This window comes from Pseudoalteromonas phenolica (assembly GCF_005886345.1).
Classification (GTDB): Bacteria; Pseudomonadota; Gammaproteobacteria; order Enterobacterales; family Alteromonadaceae; genus Pseudoalteromonas; species Pseudoalteromonas phenolica_A.
In genome coordinates this window covers 51,495-67,754 of record NZ_PNEC01000036.1, presented here as the reverse complement: position 1 = coordinate 67,754, position 16,260 = coordinate 51,495, and the positions used below count along the sequence as shown (strand labels likewise).

12 protein-coding genes are annotated in these 16,260 nt (G+C 41.0%); 3 read left to right on the top strand and 9 right to left on the bottom strand.

Features of this window, described 5'->3' with window-relative positions; genetic code table 11:
- Positions 1–20: 20 nt before the first annotated feature.
- The 3 genes from argA to CWB72_RS13645 all read right to left on the bottom strand — a co-directional run bounded on the left by argA (position 21) and on the right by CWB72_RS13645 (position 3,274).
- A complete protein-coding gene (gene argA / locus CWB72_RS13655; protein WP_130257052.1) occupies positions 21–1,361 on the bottom strand; it encodes an amino-acid N-acetyltransferase in 1,341 nt (446 codons plus the stop codon).
- Positions 1,362–1,580: 219 nt separating this feature from the next.
- Positions 1,581–2,642, bottom strand: a complete 1,062-nt coding sequence (locus CWB72_RS13650; RefSeq protein ID WP_138632314.1) for a hypothetical protein — start codon at positions 2,640–2,642, stop codon at positions 1,581–1,583.
- Between the two features lie 179 nt (positions 2,643–2,821).
- Positions 2,822–3,274, bottom strand: a complete 453-nt coding sequence (locus tag CWB72_RS13645; RefSeq protein WP_215811706.1) for a hypothetical protein — start codon at positions 3,272–3,274, stop codon at positions 2,822–2,824.
- A gap of 86 nt (positions 3,275–3,360) precedes the next feature.
- On the opposite strand from CWB72_RS13645, the gene CWB72_RS13640 reads away from it, so the two are divergent.
- The 3 genes from CWB72_RS13640 (at position 3,361) to CWB72_RS13630 (ending at position 5,301) form a co-directional block, all read left to right on the top strand.
- A complete protein-coding gene (locus tag CWB72_RS13640) occupies positions 3,361–3,789 on the top strand; it encodes a hypothetical protein (RefSeq protein WP_138632311.1) in 429 nt (142 codons plus the stop codon).
- Between the two features lie 308 nt (positions 3,790–4,097).
- On the top strand, positions 4,098–4,772 hold the full coding sequence (locus CWB72_RS13635) for a TMEM175 family protein (protein WP_138632308.1): 675 nt from the start codon (positions 4,098–4,100) through the stop codon (positions 4,770–4,772).
- Between the two features lie 313 nt (positions 4,773–5,085).
- Positions 5,086–5,301 (top strand): hypothetical protein, encoded by a 216-nt coding sequence (locus CWB72_RS13630; RefSeq protein ID WP_138632305.1) that lies wholly within the window; start codon positions 5,086–5,088, stop codon positions 5,299–5,301.
- A 159-nt stretch (positions 5,302–5,460) separates the two neighbouring features.
- Here CWB72_RS13630 and glmS read toward each other — a convergent pair whose 3' ends face one another.
- The 6 genes from glmS to CWB72_RS13600 form a co-directional block, all read right to left on the bottom strand.
- On the bottom strand, positions 5,461–7,281 hold the full coding sequence (gene glmS, locus CWB72_RS13625) for a glutamine--fructose-6-phosphate transaminase (isomerizing) (RefSeq protein ID WP_138632302.1): 1,821 nt from the start codon (positions 7,279–7,281) through the stop codon (positions 5,461–5,463).
- 185 nt (positions 7,282–7,466) lie between these two features.
- Positions 7,467–8,234, bottom strand: a complete 768-nt coding sequence (locus CWB72_RS13620; RefSeq protein WP_130254844.1) for a DeoR/GlpR family DNA-binding transcription regulator — start codon at positions 8,232–8,234, stop codon at positions 7,467–7,469.
- Positions 8,235–8,484: 250 nt separating this feature from the next.
- On the bottom strand, positions 8,485–8,781 hold the full coding sequence (locus tag CWB72_RS13615; protein ID WP_138567654.1) for a DUF6482 family protein: 297 nt from the start codon (positions 8,779–8,781) through the stop codon (positions 8,485–8,487).
- A gap of 86 nt (positions 8,782–8,867) precedes the next feature.
- A complete protein-coding gene (locus CWB72_RS13610) occupies positions 8,868–11,270 on the bottom strand; it encodes an FtsX-like permease family protein (RefSeq protein WP_138632299.1) in 2,403 nt (800 codons plus the stop codon).
- Between the two features lie 36 nt (positions 11,271–11,306).
- On the bottom strand, positions 11,307–13,733 hold the full coding sequence (locus CWB72_RS13605; protein ID WP_138632296.1) for an ABC transporter permease: 2,427 nt from the start codon (positions 13,731–13,733) through the stop codon (positions 11,307–11,309).
- Positions 13,734–13,822: 89 nt separating this feature from the next.
- A complete protein-coding gene (locus tag CWB72_RS13600; RefSeq protein WP_138632293.1) occupies positions 13,823–16,231 on the bottom strand; it encodes an ABC transporter permease in 2,409 nt (802 codons plus the stop codon).
- Positions 16,232–16,260 lie beyond the last annotated feature (29 nt).

Genomic DNA, 16,260 nt, shown 5'->3' with positions numbered 1-16,260 from the left:
ACTTTTAAAAATCGCTAGCGTTATCTATTTTTCGGCAACCTTGTGAGGTCTAACTTCAATACCTTAGAGCGTCTTTGGTAGTTATAAAGCGAACGTTTTTTATCTGGTAAGTCTTCAACCCCTACACAATCAAAGCCTTGCTCTAAAAACCAATGAATACTGCGTGTTGTCAGTGCAAATAAACTTTTATAACCGATACGCTTAGCTTTATTGATGACCGATCGAAGTAGAATGCTGCCCCGATCAGCATCTCGATATTGCGGGTGGACGGCAAGGCTGGCAAATTCGCCCATGCTCTCTTCATCAAATGGATAAAGTGCAGCACAGGCGATAATCACGCCATCGCGGTCGATCACGGTGAACTGCTCAATCTCTATTTCTAACTGTTCACGAGAACGACGAACTAAATAGCCTTGCTCTTCAAGCGGGCGGATTAAGTTGATAATGCCGTTAATGTCGCTAATCGTTGCACTTCGCAATTGCTCAGAGCTTTGCGGCGCAATTTGCGTACCGATACCATCGAGAGAGAATAGCTCTTGAAGCAAGGCACCATCTTCTTCATAACTCATGAGGTGGCAACGATGCACACCACCGCGACATGCATCGATAGAAGCTTGTAAAAATACCGAGGCACTCATACAGGTAGAGCCTTGTTCACGATAACGCGCTAACACCTGCTCTGCTTCATTTGGCATTAATTCAGCTAAAGCTTCGCCGTTTTCGTCTAAGATCCCCGCCTCTTTACAGAACCCCAGCATTTTATCTGCATTGAGTTTAAGCGCGACTTGGGTGGCAATTTCTTCTGCCGTTAGATTAAAACTCTCACCGGTGACAGATGCGGTGATCGGTCCAAGCAATACAATGCTGTTGTTGTTCAATTGATGGCGAATACCGTCTACGTCGATACGACGTACTTTGCCTGAATGATGATAGTCGACACCATTATCAATGCCCAAAGGCTGCGAGATCACAAAGTTACCACTGACAACGTTGAGATTAGAGCCTGACATGGGGGTACTGCTTAACGATTTAGACAAGCGCGCGGTGATGTCGAGCTGCATGGCACCAGCAACTTGCTTAATAACTTTAAGCGACTCATTGTCGGTTACTCGTACATCATTGTGAAACTGGGTAATTATGCCTGCATCACAAAGGGCATCATTAATTTGAGGCCGCGCACCAAAGACCAATACAATCTTGATACCGAGACTCGTCAGTAACGCAATATCATTAATAATACTGCGACAGCCAGGCTGATCAATCGCCTCACCACCGAGCATGATTACGAATGTTTTCCCCCTATGCGCATTTACATAAGGCGTTGATTGACGAAAACCGTCTACGAGTTCAGTTGTACGCACCTGCCGCTTACCTTTGTTCAACCATCAATGGATATTGGCTACAACTTTAAAGAATTATTATGCACAAATAAAGAATTAATATTCTTTATTTGTGCTAACTTTAAATAAACAGCATACGCCGTCTAGTTGAAAAAATTATTAAACGAAAGTCAGAGGATTATTTTGCAGCTTGTAAATACTCATCATGCCTATATTTTACCAATGAGTAAGAGCAATATTTCACTTCATTTTAAGTAGTGACTCGACAATATCTTTAGAGTAAAACTCACTTACAGGGCAATCAAAATCAACAAGTTTATCTGTTATCCAATTGGGGGCTTGTTGTTGCTTAGTCTCTGAAGCTTTTAATTTAAGCTCTGGCCAAATAAACTTCTTAGCTGCACTCCTCACTGTGCTAGATTCAATTTTTACCAGAATGTCTTTCGCGGCTTCTTGGTGCCAACTTCTTAAGCCTATCGTTTTCACTTCATACAATATTTCGATCAGCCTAAGTAAGTTTAATCTATCACGGTCATCATTCTTATTCGCTAACCCTTTCACCCTATCTATAATGCGCTCAAAATCATTATCACTATCGAGAGCAAATGACAGGAGTAGATTTAATCCTGAGTTAAATTCACCGGAGTAGTTTTGCGAGTCTTGGTGCGCCAACATGGACTCTTTGAACAAGCGCTTAGCTTTGGCGTAGTCTTTTATATGTAAAGCATAAATGCCCAATGTACTTTTTATCCCTCCCAACCAAGCCTTAAGGTTTTTTGCTTCAGCAATAAATAATAGCTGATTCATAATTTTTTCTGCCTCAATCACATTACCTTCGCTCAACAGTGAATTTGATACTCGGTAAGAGGCCCTCAACTTGTTTTGATCTGTTTTAGATTTTTGAAACACGCAAAAGTATGCTTGCTTTGCCACTGATAAGTAATTGGATTTGAGACTGTAGTGACCTAATAAAGTTAAAAATGTCGAGGCTTCTGAAGCTGAACTGTTCTTATCAATTAGCTTGCCTAACTCAGAGACTGAGCGCTTAAAAAGCGATAAGTCGTTTAACTTTAGTCCTATCGTTCCTCCAAGTGTGTACCACTCTACCTGCTTGTTTAGTTTTAGTTCTTTACCTAGGTGAAAGCTTTGTATTAATTCTTGACGAGATCGCTCAGGCGCAACATGCGAAAACTTTTTTATATATTCCAAAGAATCAACGGCCGAAATTTTTGTTTGAGCCGCTAATGAACAAGAGCTAGAAATACTGATAATAAAAAGCATGCCCAGAAATTGCACCTTCATGTCATCAACCTCAGCGAAAGCGAGCGTTATATTTTAAAAGTATAGATGAGCCTAATTGAGGTTGGTATTATTAAAAATGAATGAAGTCAAAAGGGTTAAATGCCCCTTCAACCTAAGCGATATTTAGCCTTTAATAGTTAAAGCTTGTGTTTTAAGTTTTTAATCAGCTAAATATCTACTCAGTGTTGTTTTCCTTCATAAACACGTTTGCCGCTTCCATTAATATGCCAATCCCCCCGAATAAAGAAGAAGTACTTTCCATCAGGTGATAATTGAGGGGAGCTTTCCTGTTTTTCTGTATTAATTGCTGCCCCCATGTTTATAACCTTCGACCAAGTGCCATCTTGCTCTTTAAAACTAATATAAAGATCAGATTGCCCAAAACCTTCGGCACGTTGCACACTCCAAATCAAGTAAGACTCGTCAGGCGCTATCATGGAACCCGCTATGTACTCTCCTTGATTCATATCGTCTCTTAGCTTTATAGGCTCTTCATACTGCCCGTTGATAAGTCGAGAGTAATACAAAGCGCCAACAACACCCCGCTGTTTATATCCGGTAAAGTAATTAGAAGCTAAGCAGTTTGTCACTTGGTTACTTACAATGTAATTGTGATTTTCAAGTGAAAACATTTATGGTTCAACAAACAATGAGTTGTTGAAAAAATTCAAAAAAAAGCACACTGTCTTTAAGATATAATCACTACATGCCGAGCATCATGGATTTTTCAGACATTAAGCGTACTTTTGAAAGTGCAGACAAAGAAAAGATTTCTACAATTTGCGGCAAAATAATTCAGTTAGACGACGAAACTCTAAAAGAAATTGCGCAACATTTTGATGAGCTTCGACTCATGGTCGCCAAGCTCCCTATTGAGAAACCTTATGGGCAAGACTATCGATACAACGCCCATCTAGCTATGAACCTGCTTGCCAATATCGCTAATAATCGATGTAAATGTTTAAGCTACAATGCTGGAAACAGCTTTAAGCCAGAAATAGCCGAACAAGATGGTTTAATCAAAATACTAGAAGATAATCTAGATAAAGCCGATTACTCGCACTGGTACAAATATCAATGTTTAAAGTGTAATAGAGTTAAGTCAGCCACTATTCGATACGGTGGCCACATACCTTATACTTATTAACTCATAAGGCGCACTACACGCCTTAACCCCAGAGTAAAAAAGAGTTAAAACTAGCTTTCAAGTACTATCTTTTCGATGGATAGGTGCTAATTAAAGTTAAAGCATTCTCGTTTCTCAAATTTCTATGCAAACCAACATTGCATTGTGACTTCTTTCGTAATTTCAATTTACTTTCTAATCATTCTTAATTGATTTCATAACATTCAAAAAGGGAACGGATTTGCGAACACTGTTGATTTGTATAAGGTTTTATTATTTAATCAGTTATCTTAGTTTGTTTTTTATTCTAACGTTTAGGTATGAATTGAATGGTTTCAAAATCTCGAATAGAAGCATTAAGTGATGCAATCTTTGGATTGGCACTCACTTTTTTAGTTGTGAAAATGGAAATACCTAAAAGCTATGCCGAGTTTGAGAGTATGTCACATGGTTTTATTGGCTTTTTTATTACATTCTTGATGTTGTTCATTATTTGGAATAACCAGGCGAGACTATTAAGCTCTATTGATAAAGTGGACGCGCCATTAAAAATCCTACTTGCTTGCTTCTTATTTACTATCTTGTTTTTTGTGTTTCCGCTGAAGTATATGTTTACTTTGGCACTAGAAACGTTTTTTCCGTTTTATCAAAGTGCGATAAAAATGGAAGAAACATTAACCTTGAGTCAAATCTCTCAGCTTATACACATATTCTCATCAACTTTAATGACAATCTTCGGTTTGTTAATGCTGATGAATATCTACATTTATAAAAACCGCGAGAAGCTTATTCTAACGGTCTCCAAAATATCAATAAAACGTGAAATTTTTACTGATTTGGCCATTGTCTTAGTAGCACTGCTATCCCACACTATGGTGTATCTGTTGAGCCCCAATCTGCTATACCTTACTGGTGTGATTTACCTATTAATTTTACCTACTAGATGGCTACTTGGTAAACGCTATAAAGAAGAGTCAACATTGTCTCTAAACCCAGCTATCTAGAAATTAAGAGCAAATTTGGGTATTGTCAGAAACTGAAGCTTATATTTTAAGACATTAAGATACAGTGAAGTTGCGGACTAGAACCCTGGTTGCAACCTGCTATGATTATTCTGACTACCCAATGCGGCTCTACAGACTCGTAATAATGTCTAGTTAAAAGCAGGCTTATCGTGTTTATTTATCGTTGATTTTAAAAAGAAAGCAAAGGCAGTTCTTTATTAATCAATAGCATAATGGTAGTCCAATAGGAAAAGTAATAATTGTTGATTGCTGCTCATCGAGCTGTTCACCTAACCCTAATTAAGGAAAGATTATGTTTTTTACCCTATTTTTACTAAATGCTTTAATTAACTTTTTACTCATCCCATATATTGCAAAAAAGTTACTTATAGGAAAATATGACAAGGTGAACTATTTAGTATTGCTAATTGCAGTGCTAGGCACAATCCCCTTACTTGGGGCAATAGCTTTACTTATACTTATTATCTGTGCTCCAAGAACTGAGCAAATTAACGAGCAAAAAATATGACTTATTTAAAGGTCATAAATTCTTAAAGAGGCCTATTTTTTGACTGCTTAAAAATAAAAAGCTTACTCAATAAAGGAGTAAGCTTTTAAAATTAGACCTGATTATATTTTTGAGTAAGTACTTCTTTATTGTTTACCCACAAAAAATTTAAACCATTGACTATTCGACAGTTACTGATTTTGCCAAATTTCTCGGTTGGTCAACGTCAGTACCCTTGATAACCGCTACGTAGTAAGAAAGTAACTGTAGTGGAATTGTATATACCACTGGTGCAATCACGTCTTCTACATGGTTTACGTTCATTACACGCATTGTGTCGTCAGACTCAAACGCGGTGTCTTTGTCTGCGAATACGTAGATGATACCGCCACGTGCACGCACTTCTTCAACGTTCGACTTAAGCTTTTCAAGTAGTTCGTTGTTTGGTGCAACAACAATGATTGGCATGTCTGCATCGATAAGCGCCAGAGGGCCGTGCTTAAGTTCACCTGCTGCATAGGCTTCAGCGTGAATGTATGAAATTTCTTTCAGCTTTAACGCACCTTCCATCGCGATCGGGTATTGTGAACCACGACCTAAAAATAGTGAGTGGTGCTTGTCTGCAAATTCTTCCGCTAAGCCTTCGATACCCTCAGCCATGCTAAGTGCTTCTTCAAGCTTGCTTGGTAGCGTCTTAATTGCGTTCACAATCACGCTCTGATCACGGCCTTTCTCTTGTGCGATAGAGGCTGTAAGCATTAATAAACCAACGAGCTGAGTGGTAAAAGCTTTGGTTGAAGCAACGCCAATTTCAGCGCCCGCTTTAGTCATGAATGCTAAGTCAGATTCACGCACTAATGAAGAACCCGGCACGTTACAAATAGTCATTGAAGCCATGTAACCTTGCTCTTTAGCAAGACGAAGTGCTGCTAATGTATCAGCCGTTTCACCTGATTGTGAAATCGTCACAAGTAGGCTGTTTTCGTGAACGAAAGACTCGCGATAACGGAACTCAGAGGCAATCTCAACGTTACAGCTAACACCAGCAAACTGTTCTAGCCAGTAGCGGGCAACCATACCGGAGTGGTAAGACGTACCACATGCGATGATCTGAACATGTTTAACATCTTTGAAGATTTGCTGTGCGCTATCGCCGAATGCATCGATTGCAACTCGGTCATTTTCTAAACGGCCTTCAAGCGTATTACGAACTGCCATTGGCTGCTCGTAAATTTCTTTTAGCATGTAGTGGCGGTATTCACCTTTGCCAGATGCGTCTTGCGTGATGTTTGATTCAACCACTTCACGCTCAACTGGGTTGCCATCTTTATCAAAGATCTCAACCGTTTCACGAGTAATACGCGCTACGTCGCCTTCTTCTAAGAAGATAAAGCTACGTGTTACAGGAAGAAGCGCTAGTTGATCAGAAGCAATGAAGTTTTCGCCAAGACCTAAACCAATTACCAGTGGGCTACCAGAACGCGCAACAATGATTTCATTGTCGTTTGCTTTGTCGAATACAACTGTACCGTAAGCACCTTCAAGCTGTTTTACTGCTGCTTTTACCGCTTCTAATAGCGTTGAATGCTGCTGACGAAGTTGATGAATTAGGTGCACCATGACTTCTGTGTCAGTTTCAGATAAGAACTCGTAACCGTCGCCTTTCAGTGCATCACGAAGCTGTGAGTGGTTTTCAATGATGCCGTTGTGTACTAGCGCAATTTCGTTACGAGAAATGTGAGGATGCGCGTTTGCTTCTGTTACGCCACCGTGTGTTGCCCAACGTGTATGCGCAATACCTGTTGTGCCTTTAACACCCGCATCAGTTAATGCTGAATCTAGGTTAGCAACTTTACCAACAGCTTTAACTGTATTTAACTCGCTATTTAAGCTCAGCGCTACACCAGCCGAGTCATAGCCACGGTACTCAAGGCGCTTTAGGCCTTCAATTAGGATTCTATTTACTGGACGCTCTGCTACCGCCCCAACAATGCCACACATAGTTGCTCCATTTTTGCATGTTGTTTGCCCATTTACCCTACCTGCAATTTCAAGTAGCTTAGGTAAAATTTAGTTGATGAACATAATTCGGCCACTGTTAAGTAGTTGAATTGTTTGCACGTCATCAAACTAATTAGGCTGTTGTCATAATGATTTATAAATTCAGGTGTTGTCGTCTGAATTTATTAAGCCTCTGCACAGATCAGCTGTATGCCTTTTGCCTCGATCGCCTTGCGTGTGTCATCTGCAAGGAGGTTGTCGGTGATCAAGGTGGTCACTTGCTGCCATGGCAGTTCTAAATTTGGGATCTTGCGGCCAATTTTTTCTGACTCCACCAGCACGATCACTTCTCGTGCTGACTCAGCCATCACTTGGCTCAAGCCCACTAATTCGTTAAAAGTGGTTGTACCTCTTTCAACATCAATGCCATCGGCACCGATAAATAACTGGTCAAAGTCGTACGAACGTAAAACTTGTTCTGCTACTTGCCCTTGAAATGACTCCGAATGAGGATCCCAGGTTCCTCCGGTCATCAAAAGTGTTGGCTCATTTTCTAAAGATAACAAACGATTAGCGATATTCATCGCATTGGTCATGACCACCAAACCGCGTTTTTTAGACAGCTCAGGGATCATCGCTGCTGTCGTGCGGCCGCTATCGATAATGATGCGGTTATGATCCTTTATCAAAGCTGAAGCGGCTTTGGCGATTGCCATTTTGCGAAGCGTATCGCGTTTTTCGTCGCCTTTTGCCACGATTTCTTTTGGTAATGCAATCGCACCACCGTAACGACGCAACAATAAACCGCTCTTTTCAAGGGCGGTTAAGTCCTTTCGGATCGTAACTTCTGAAGTTTCAAATTCTAAAGCAAGTGCTTCGACACTAACTTCACCGTGCTGATTTACACGAGCAAGAATAGTGTGACGACGTTGTTGAGTATTACGCTTAGTCATAATCCATTATCTTTGCCGATTGATAAGTTTCGTTTCGTAACTTTTACGAAAGTTTAAACGAAACCTTTATGATTGAGCAAGTTTTAATTGATCGTTTTTTATTCTAGTAATAAAAAATTCAATATAAAGTATAAAATGACGTGCTCAGAGTAGAAAATGGCTTACTTGGGCATAAAAATCAGCAAGCCATCGAGTAGAAGAAAGGTACAAAGAAAAATGTATACTATTAAATTCAGTTAATGGGTCCCAATTAATGGGTTAAATGCACCATCATTTTGCAACGCTCATTTTTAGAGCTACCTATCATCTCGTCATAGGCAGTTTCCATTTCGAAAATCGCATTAACAGCGCCGAGTTCGGCTAAGGTTATTTCGGCTTCGCGCATTGAGTTAAAGGTCTCAGTACGACCCTTTTTATTCTCTAGTAAGAAATAATTTCCTTTCGTATCAACACCTCCCGCAAGATAATGATTGGCATCTGCGTAACTTAAAATAACGGCAACTAGGTTTTGCTCTTCAAACTGCATTTTCAATTCGGTTGCTTGCATAACTCACCTCTGACCAACAAGTATTATTTGAGTGTAGTTATTAAACGAAGCAAACGCAGCTTTTGTTCACTTTTTAATCAATTATATTATTCATACCTTAAGATCTGAGCAGGTCGAATACTCGCAGCTTTAAATGTAAGGCCCGCCACGGTTAACCAGGTGATTAAACTGATAAGCAAAGAAGCAACCATATAAACCCAAATACTTTGCGTAACACTTTGCTCAAAGCTCGCTAGCCAATCACTCAATATCAAGAAACAAATAGGCCAAGCGATCACACATCCAAATAACACCAGCAACATAAACTCTTTAGCTAGCCCATTAATGATCCCCAAGCGGCTTGCCCCCAGTACCTTGCGTATAGCCACTTCTTTTTGACGCTGCTTAACAAGAAAGCTAGTTAGACCAAACACGCCCATCAAGATTAGGAACAATGAAATAAAACCGCCAATAGCCACCACCTCAGATAATTTTTGTTGCTCGCGATAAAGCGCTTGGTAGTCATCTTCGAGCAAGGAGATGTCGACAGGGGCAATGTTTAAACGCGCTTTCACAAAGTTTTGTAAATCGAGCTTTAACTGAGCATCGTTCGGACTTTCAACTTTAACCAGTAACGAATATGTGCCGCCTACACCCAAACCATTCACAAACACCACAGGGGCGCCATGATGATTGACAGGCCCGACTTTAATGTCTTTAACCACACCCACTATGATGCCTGTTGCGTTCGAGAATGGTCCGGCAAAAAATGAAATTGGTTTAGCTATCGCATCTTCTGGGCTGCTGAAACCTAACGTATTGAGCACAGATTCAGGCACGATAATACTGCCTTGCTCGGTGTCTCGATTGAATCTGTCTGATGCAAACTCGTCAGAAAAATCGCGACCAGCCAATAAGGTTAACCCCAAAGTTTCAACCACTTTGCCATGTACCCCAGCAAGCGAAAGCGACAACGGTGTATCTGGTGTTTGAGGAAGCTTAACGAAGAGACCAGCGTTGGTAGACTGTGTGATTGAAAAGTCCATGGCCACACTGGCTGTCACACCTGGAATAGACTCAATGCTTGCCAAGAGTGATGCACTTTGCTTTCCATATAATGCTTTTTGCGGCATATCATTAATAACTAGTTGCTGCGACTTTTGGTAATTCACAGGTAGAGAGTGTAAAAAATGCAGTTGCTTACTCAACATCATAGCGCTTATCAGTAAACCCACCGACAAACCCATTTGCAGCAACAATAAAGCCTTTCTGATCCACACTCCTTGTCGACCTTGCTTTAATTCACCATTTAGAATGGCTTTAGTGTTAAACCCTGCCATGTACATACTTGGGTATAAGCCCGACAATACACCAATTCCTGTTGCCAGCGCGAATACCTGTCCCAACCAAATCGGCCAGTCCAGCGCTGGCAATGGACGGCCAATCAGTTGCATAAAACTAGGCAGAAATAACTCAACCAACACACAGGCCACTAACATAGCGAACCATGCCAGCAAGATAGACTCACTCATAAACTGGGTAATCAGTTGAGCACGCGTCGCGCCCATGGTTTTGCGTATACCAATCTCCTTGGCACGATTAGAGGACTGCGCAACACTGAAGTTAATATAATTCACACAAGAGATGATCAATAAAACCAGCGCCATAACCGCACAGATCATCACAGATGTGGCGTCTCCACCTATCTTCATATCTTGGGCAAAGTTAGGCCCCAAATGAATATCTTTGATAGGTTGCAACCAATAATCAATGTTTTGCCATTGCCAAATTTGCGCAAAGATTTTTGTTGCCGACTGCGCAACCAACTCCATATTTGTATTAGGTAATAGCGCAACATAGGTGTGCATTACATTACCGCGAATACCCATATAGGGTTCGATACTGGTTAATGAGTGAAAATAAAAATGGCTATTCACAGGAAGATCGGCAAACACCGCACTGACCGTAAGCAGTCGATTATTCCTTTGTAGTTTTAAGGTACGGCCTATTACCTTATCTGGAGTATAAAAGGCCCCAAACAAGCGCGCAGCTTCAGAGCGTGATAACGCTATTTTTTCGGGAGTGTTCAAGGTTGTAGTGAGGTCGCCTGCCAGTACATCAATATTGACTAATTTGGCTAAGTTTGAGGTCGCAGCATAGTTTGCAGCGAGCTTAAATGCATTATTGCCAATCGCCACTTTATCGTCGCTGACCATTTGCGTTTTCAATAAATAAAAAACCGACTCTACGCCTAGAATATCGAGCAACTGCTGATGTGCCCTTGGGGTGGTAAGAATATATTCGTTGCCATTCTCTTGGGCATGCATCACCAGTCGATAGTGATTTTGCTGATCCGGCAGGCCTTGTTCAAAAGACAATTCATGCTGAATAAAAAGCCCAATCAACATTAGCATGGCCATACCTAGACTTAGCCCAACCAGACTCAACAAGGCGTGTTGTTTATGCTGTGCAAAACTTCTTAAAGCGGTCGTAACATATGACACTAACATACTGGGTTCCCTTTTGACTGCTGTATATCTGAGTTGTTATTCATAACGTAAAATTTCTGATGGGCGCGCACTGGCAGCTTTAAATGCTAACGCTGCAACTGTGAGCCAAGTGAATCCAGCCACTACTAGGCCAGCTAAGCCATACGCCCAAATGGTTTGTTCAATGCGGTCATTAAAGTCTTGCAGCCAGTTATCCATTAGCCAATAAGCAAATGGTAAGGCGATTGCCGCTGCTGCAAGCACTATGGTTAAAAACTCGCGAGCGAGTAGATTCACTAAACTGAAGCGTGTTGCCCCGAGCACTTTTCTTATTGCTAATTGCTTTTGCTGACGTTTTGCTGCAAATGCTGCGAGTCCAAATAAACCTAAACAACTTAAAAGCATGGCCAGCACAGAGAAGTTTCGAATAAGCACAAATAAGTCTTGCTCGATGCGATAAACTTTAGCCAAGTCTTGCTGCATCAGACTAAATTGCGGATCAGCGGTTAAGTTAAACTGTTTTAAAAGTTGGCGTAGCTGATTAAATAACTGCGGAAGGTTTGCTTGCTCTGTGCTTATCACCAATCTAACCGTTGATTGCGAGCTGTATCCCGCTGAAAATGAAACAGGCAGCCAATCATCTTTCGCCGAGCCCACTTTGATGTCTTTGACTACACCGACAATGGTTGCATTGATATTGCGATAAAGCCCCTGAACTTGCAGACCCACCACTTCACTCACATTGTCATAGCCTGCACGCTTAGCCATTTGCTCGGTCACCAAAATAGCCATTGCCTGAGGCGATGCTTCGCCCTGCTCTGCGTCTGATTGCTCTCTTACTGTTTCGTTTACATAGTGCAGCCAATCGCTCTGAAACTCTGGTAAAAAGTCTCGGCCAGCGAGTAGTGTTAGACCTAAGGTTTCAACCGCATGAAAACCAGTGCCGATAGTGGGTGGCAGTTCGCTTTCTTCATAGCCGTTTGGCCAACGGAAGTAAAAGCTTTCTAAAATGCTGTCGGTTAAGTCAGTATCGGTTGTTGTAACTTGAGTAACGCCTGGCAGCGCACGGATCTCATTGAGTATTGCATGTTCTTTTTCCATGAGTTGCTTACTGCTTAAATCGTGGATCACAATGCGATCAGTCGCGTCATAGCCTACCGACAAGCTTTGTAAGAACGACAACTGCTGCAAACTCACCAAAGTACAAACAATCAAGGCCATTGCCATCGCAGACTGAAATACCAATAGTCCTTTTCGAACTAGCTGGCCAGCTTTTAATTGCCCGGCAAGCAATGAGTTTAACGGTGCGAGTGCGACACAATATGCAGGATAAGCACCTGAAATGAATGCTAATAAAACGGTTATAGCTATGATCAGCGCAAACTCTGAAGCTCCCCACACTAAGTCGAGTGGTCGATTTGCAAAGTCACTAAAACTTGGCAAAAGCAGTTCAACCCAACACACCGCAAGTAAAGTGGCACACATCACCATCAATAAGGCTTCTAACAAGAATTGGGCTATGAGCTGACGCTTGCTCGCCCCCAAAGTCTTACGCATGGCGATCTCTTTGCTGCGATACAACAATTGCGACACCGCTATATTTATGTAGTTGGCTGCGGCAATGGCGAGTAATAAAACACTCAGCACCACACTCAAAGTGACTAAAAAAGCAGAACCACCTGTTTTCAACTCAAATGGTGAATGGGCTTTAAAGTAAACCTCTCGCATAGGCACTAAACGGTATTCAAGCTGACTGTTTTTAAGTTGGTATTTTTCAATGAGTCGGTCAGCTAACTGCTTTTCTATCGCTTTTAAATCAGCATTGTGTAGAGTTTTGAGGTAAATATAGCTAGAAATGTCGCTATATTCTGTGAAATCAATTGGCACTAAAGCGTGAAACAAAAAGTGACTATTATCAGGTAAGTCTTCAAAAATGGCTTTAACGGTAAAACGTTTTGCCTCGATCAGTATCGTTTGCCCGAGTGCACCTTCTGCACTGCCAAATAGTCGTTCTGCTTCACTGTGACTCAAAGCAATCTGCTGAGGTGCTGAAAGAGCCGCTTCAAGGTCGCCTAAAATCACAGAGATATTTACAAAATCACGAATATTCTTCGCTGTACCGTACAGGTTGTTTAGCTTAAATGCTTGATCAGCAATTTTTATATGCTCAGATAACAAACCACTATCGACCACATCCGCGAGTATAAAAAGATCGGCGACATCACTTCGCATTTTTAAAGTTTGCGCGATGTTCACCATAGTCAGCGGAATCTCTTCAAGACCTGGTACATTCACATCAACATGCAAACGATATACTTGCTGATGATCGGGCTGCATTTCATCAAACGACAATTCATACTCAGCAAATAATGCCACCAGAAGTGCAGCTGCCAAGCCAATGCTTAACCCAAAGGCATTCAATAGCGAGTACAACTTATGTTGTTTAAATACTCTAAATGCTGTTGTTACATGTGATATCAACATATCTCACCCATTAGATCTTGCTCTCACCCAAAAATGGCCTATCAGTTACACCGATAGACCATGGTTGTGGCTAGACAACACTTTTGAAATTATTCATAACGTAGAATTAACGAAGGACGGGTGCTGGCGGCTTTGAACGCCAAGCTTGCAACCGTTGCCCAGGTAATTAAAGCAACAGATAAAACTGCCACTGTGTATAGCCAACCTGTTTGTGTGATGCGCTCATTGAACCCTGCTAACCAATCCGTCACGACAAAATATGTGATCGGAATTGCAACTACTGCGCTTGATAACGTCAATTTTAAGTACACATTGGTTATTAAAGTCACAAGTTGAAAGCGGGTTGCACCTAGTACTTTTCGTACTGAAATCTCTTTTTGTCTGGCTCTCACACCATAAGCAGCTAAAGAGAAAACACCTAAGCAGCACAACACAACCGCAAGCGCTGAAAATAAGTAAATGACTTGTCCGGTAAAAGCGTCGTGCTGATATGTATGTAAATAATTCTCAGATAAGCTTTGACTCGGGATCGCTTCAATTTGAAAATGCTGAGCGATAATCTGCTCTATTGAGTCGACGGAAGCCGCATTAGCAGATTGAGCTAACTTAATTTGGATAGCTAGTTTACCCATCCAAGATAAACCACAAACAAAAAGTACCGGTTCTGGTGTCTCTCTTAAACTGCCAACTTTGACATCTTCAACAACACCTACAATTTTAAAGACATGATGCCGACTTCCATCTTGGTTTGTGAACGTAAAGCCAAGCGCACTACTTGGTTTATTAAAACCCATTCTTTTCGCCAAGCTCATTGTCACAAGAACACTAGCCTGGTACGTATTGTTCGCTGTGCTGTGATACCAATCACTCTGATATTTCGAAGAAAAATCTCGCCCTGCAAGCAGCTTTAACCCTAAAACTTCAGCGCCATCGTAGCCAACACCCGAAAACCGAATATCACTTTGGTTTATGCCCTTATCCATCCAAGATAATGACATTCTAATAGGCACTTCTTTGGTTAAATCATTATCAACAAAGGTTGCTTTTTCAACGCTACTCAGCGTATTTAACCGATTAATCAAAGCACTGTCTTTTTGTAAAGCTGTTCGCTCTATTTGTGGAATATAAATGCGCTGTTCTGTTTGATATCCAAAAGACAAGGCACTAATAAACTGTAGTTGTTTATTAATAGTCAATGCCGCGATAATCAATGAAATAGCGCAGGCTATCTGAAACCCTACAAGTAAATACTTTCCTTTCGCAGCATGAGCACCTGACTCTAAAGAGCCTGACAGTAGAAAAGAAGTTGGCTTTTGCAATATTCTGACACCAGATATGGCACCAAATAATGCGCCTAGCGAGATCAGGCTAACTGATAGAGGAATAAGAACGAGGCTACCGTCTTTGATATTAATTGAACGACCCACCCACTCGCTAAACCAAGGTAATAGTTGCTCGCATACACCTAAGCTTATCAGTATTGTCATACTTACTAGTAAGCCAAACTCAACTGCAAACTGCATCAACAGTTGCATGCGTGTTACGCCCATCGCTTTACGTACACCAATCTCTCTGCCTCGCTTATTCAGTGAAGCCAGTGCCATATTGAAGAAGTTTATTCCTACCACTGCGAATAGTAGTATGCTGACAGCAACACAAATTAAAATTGCACGCAGTGAACCACCCGCTTTTAATTCGCCTTGGCTTGTTCCTTCGAGATGAATTCGCGTCAGTGCTTTCAACCGAGCGGATACACGAGCCAACGACTTATCTCTTTGTGCGTTTATCAATGCTGAAATGGCTGTCTCAATACTCGTGACTGAGCGAACATCATCAACTTTTAAATATATGTACGCATCTTCATGATAAGACTTTACGTACCCTAAATATTGCGCATCAAGCGGAACAATCGCATCGAAATATAAATGCGTTTGTTCAGACAGATCTTCAAATACAGCTTTAACACTTAGGGTTGAAGTTGCTCTGTTTAATTTTTTCCCTATTACATCAGTCTGACCAAACAAACGTAGCGCCTGCTTTTGAGATAAGGCAATGCTATTTGGCGAGCTCAAAGCCGAACTTAAATCTCCTTGAATAACATTAACTGGAAATATCTCTGCTATATTTTGAGAAGCCGCAACCACATTGTTTAATTTATACTTTTGCTCTTCGATTTGGAGTTGATCATCAAACCAAAACCAATCTTTCATTGGTGCCAGCTTATAAACATTGTCTACATGCGTTATTTTATTAAGTTCACTTGCTAATTGAGCATTAAAGAACGGAGTAACCGTTTGTTGCTGATTATTTTCCACCTCAACTCGGTATATTTCAGCCCCACCTGACCACTGTTTGTCATAGCTCAATTCATAATTCATATACAAGGCAATCAAGAATATCGCTGTAAAGCCAATCGTAAGATTTAAAACATTCAAACCATATATAAAACGCTGTCGTTTAGCTGCTCTTACCGCAGTCAGTAAGTAGTGCCCTATCATCTTATTTTCCTTTGGTTCTTAAAACTCAT

Bases quoted from the DNA above. Each gene is read 5' to 3' on its own strand.
- CWB72_RS13650 (WP_138632314.1), bottom strand. From the start codon at position 2,642: ATGAAGGTGCAATTTCTGGGCATGCTTTTTATTATCAGTATTTCTAGC.
- CWB72_RS13645 (WP_215811706.1), bottom strand. From the start codon at position 3,274: ATGTTTTCACTTGAAAATCACAATTACATTGTAAGTAACCAAGTGACA.
- CWB72_RS13640 (WP_138632311.1), top strand. From the start codon at position 3,361: ATGGATTTTTCAGACATTAAGCGTACTTTTGAAAGTGCAGACAAAGAA.
- CWB72_RS13635 (WP_138632308.1), top strand. From the start codon at position 4,098: ATGGTTTCAAAATCTCGAATAGAAGCATTAAGTGATGCAATCTTTGGA.
- CWB72_RS13630 (WP_138632305.1), top strand. From the start codon at position 5,086: ATGTTTTTTACCCTATTTTTACTAAATGCTTTAATTAACTTTTTACTC.
- glmS (WP_138632302.1), bottom strand. From the start codon at position 7,281: ATGTGTGGCATTGTTGGGGCGGTAGCAGAGCGTCCAGTAAATAGAATC.
- CWB72_RS13620 (WP_130254844.1), bottom strand. From the start codon at position 8,234: ATGACTAAGCGTAATACTCAACAACGTCGTCACACTATTCTTGCTCGT.
- CWB72_RS13615 (WP_138567654.1), bottom strand. From the start codon at position 8,781: ATGCAAGCAACCGAATTGAAAATGCAGTTTGAAGAGCAAAACCTAGTT.
- CWB72_RS13610 (WP_138632299.1), bottom strand. From the start codon at position 11,270: ATGTTAGTGTCATATGTTACGACCGCTTTAAGAAGTTTTGCACAGCAT.
- CWB72_RS13605 (WP_138632296.1), bottom strand. From the start codon at position 13,733: ATGTTGATATCACATGTAACAACAGCATTTAGAGTATTTAAACAACAT.
- CWB72_RS13600 (WP_138632293.1), bottom strand. From the start codon at position 16,231: ATGATAGGGCACTACTTACTGACTGCGGTAAGAGCAGCTAAACGACAG.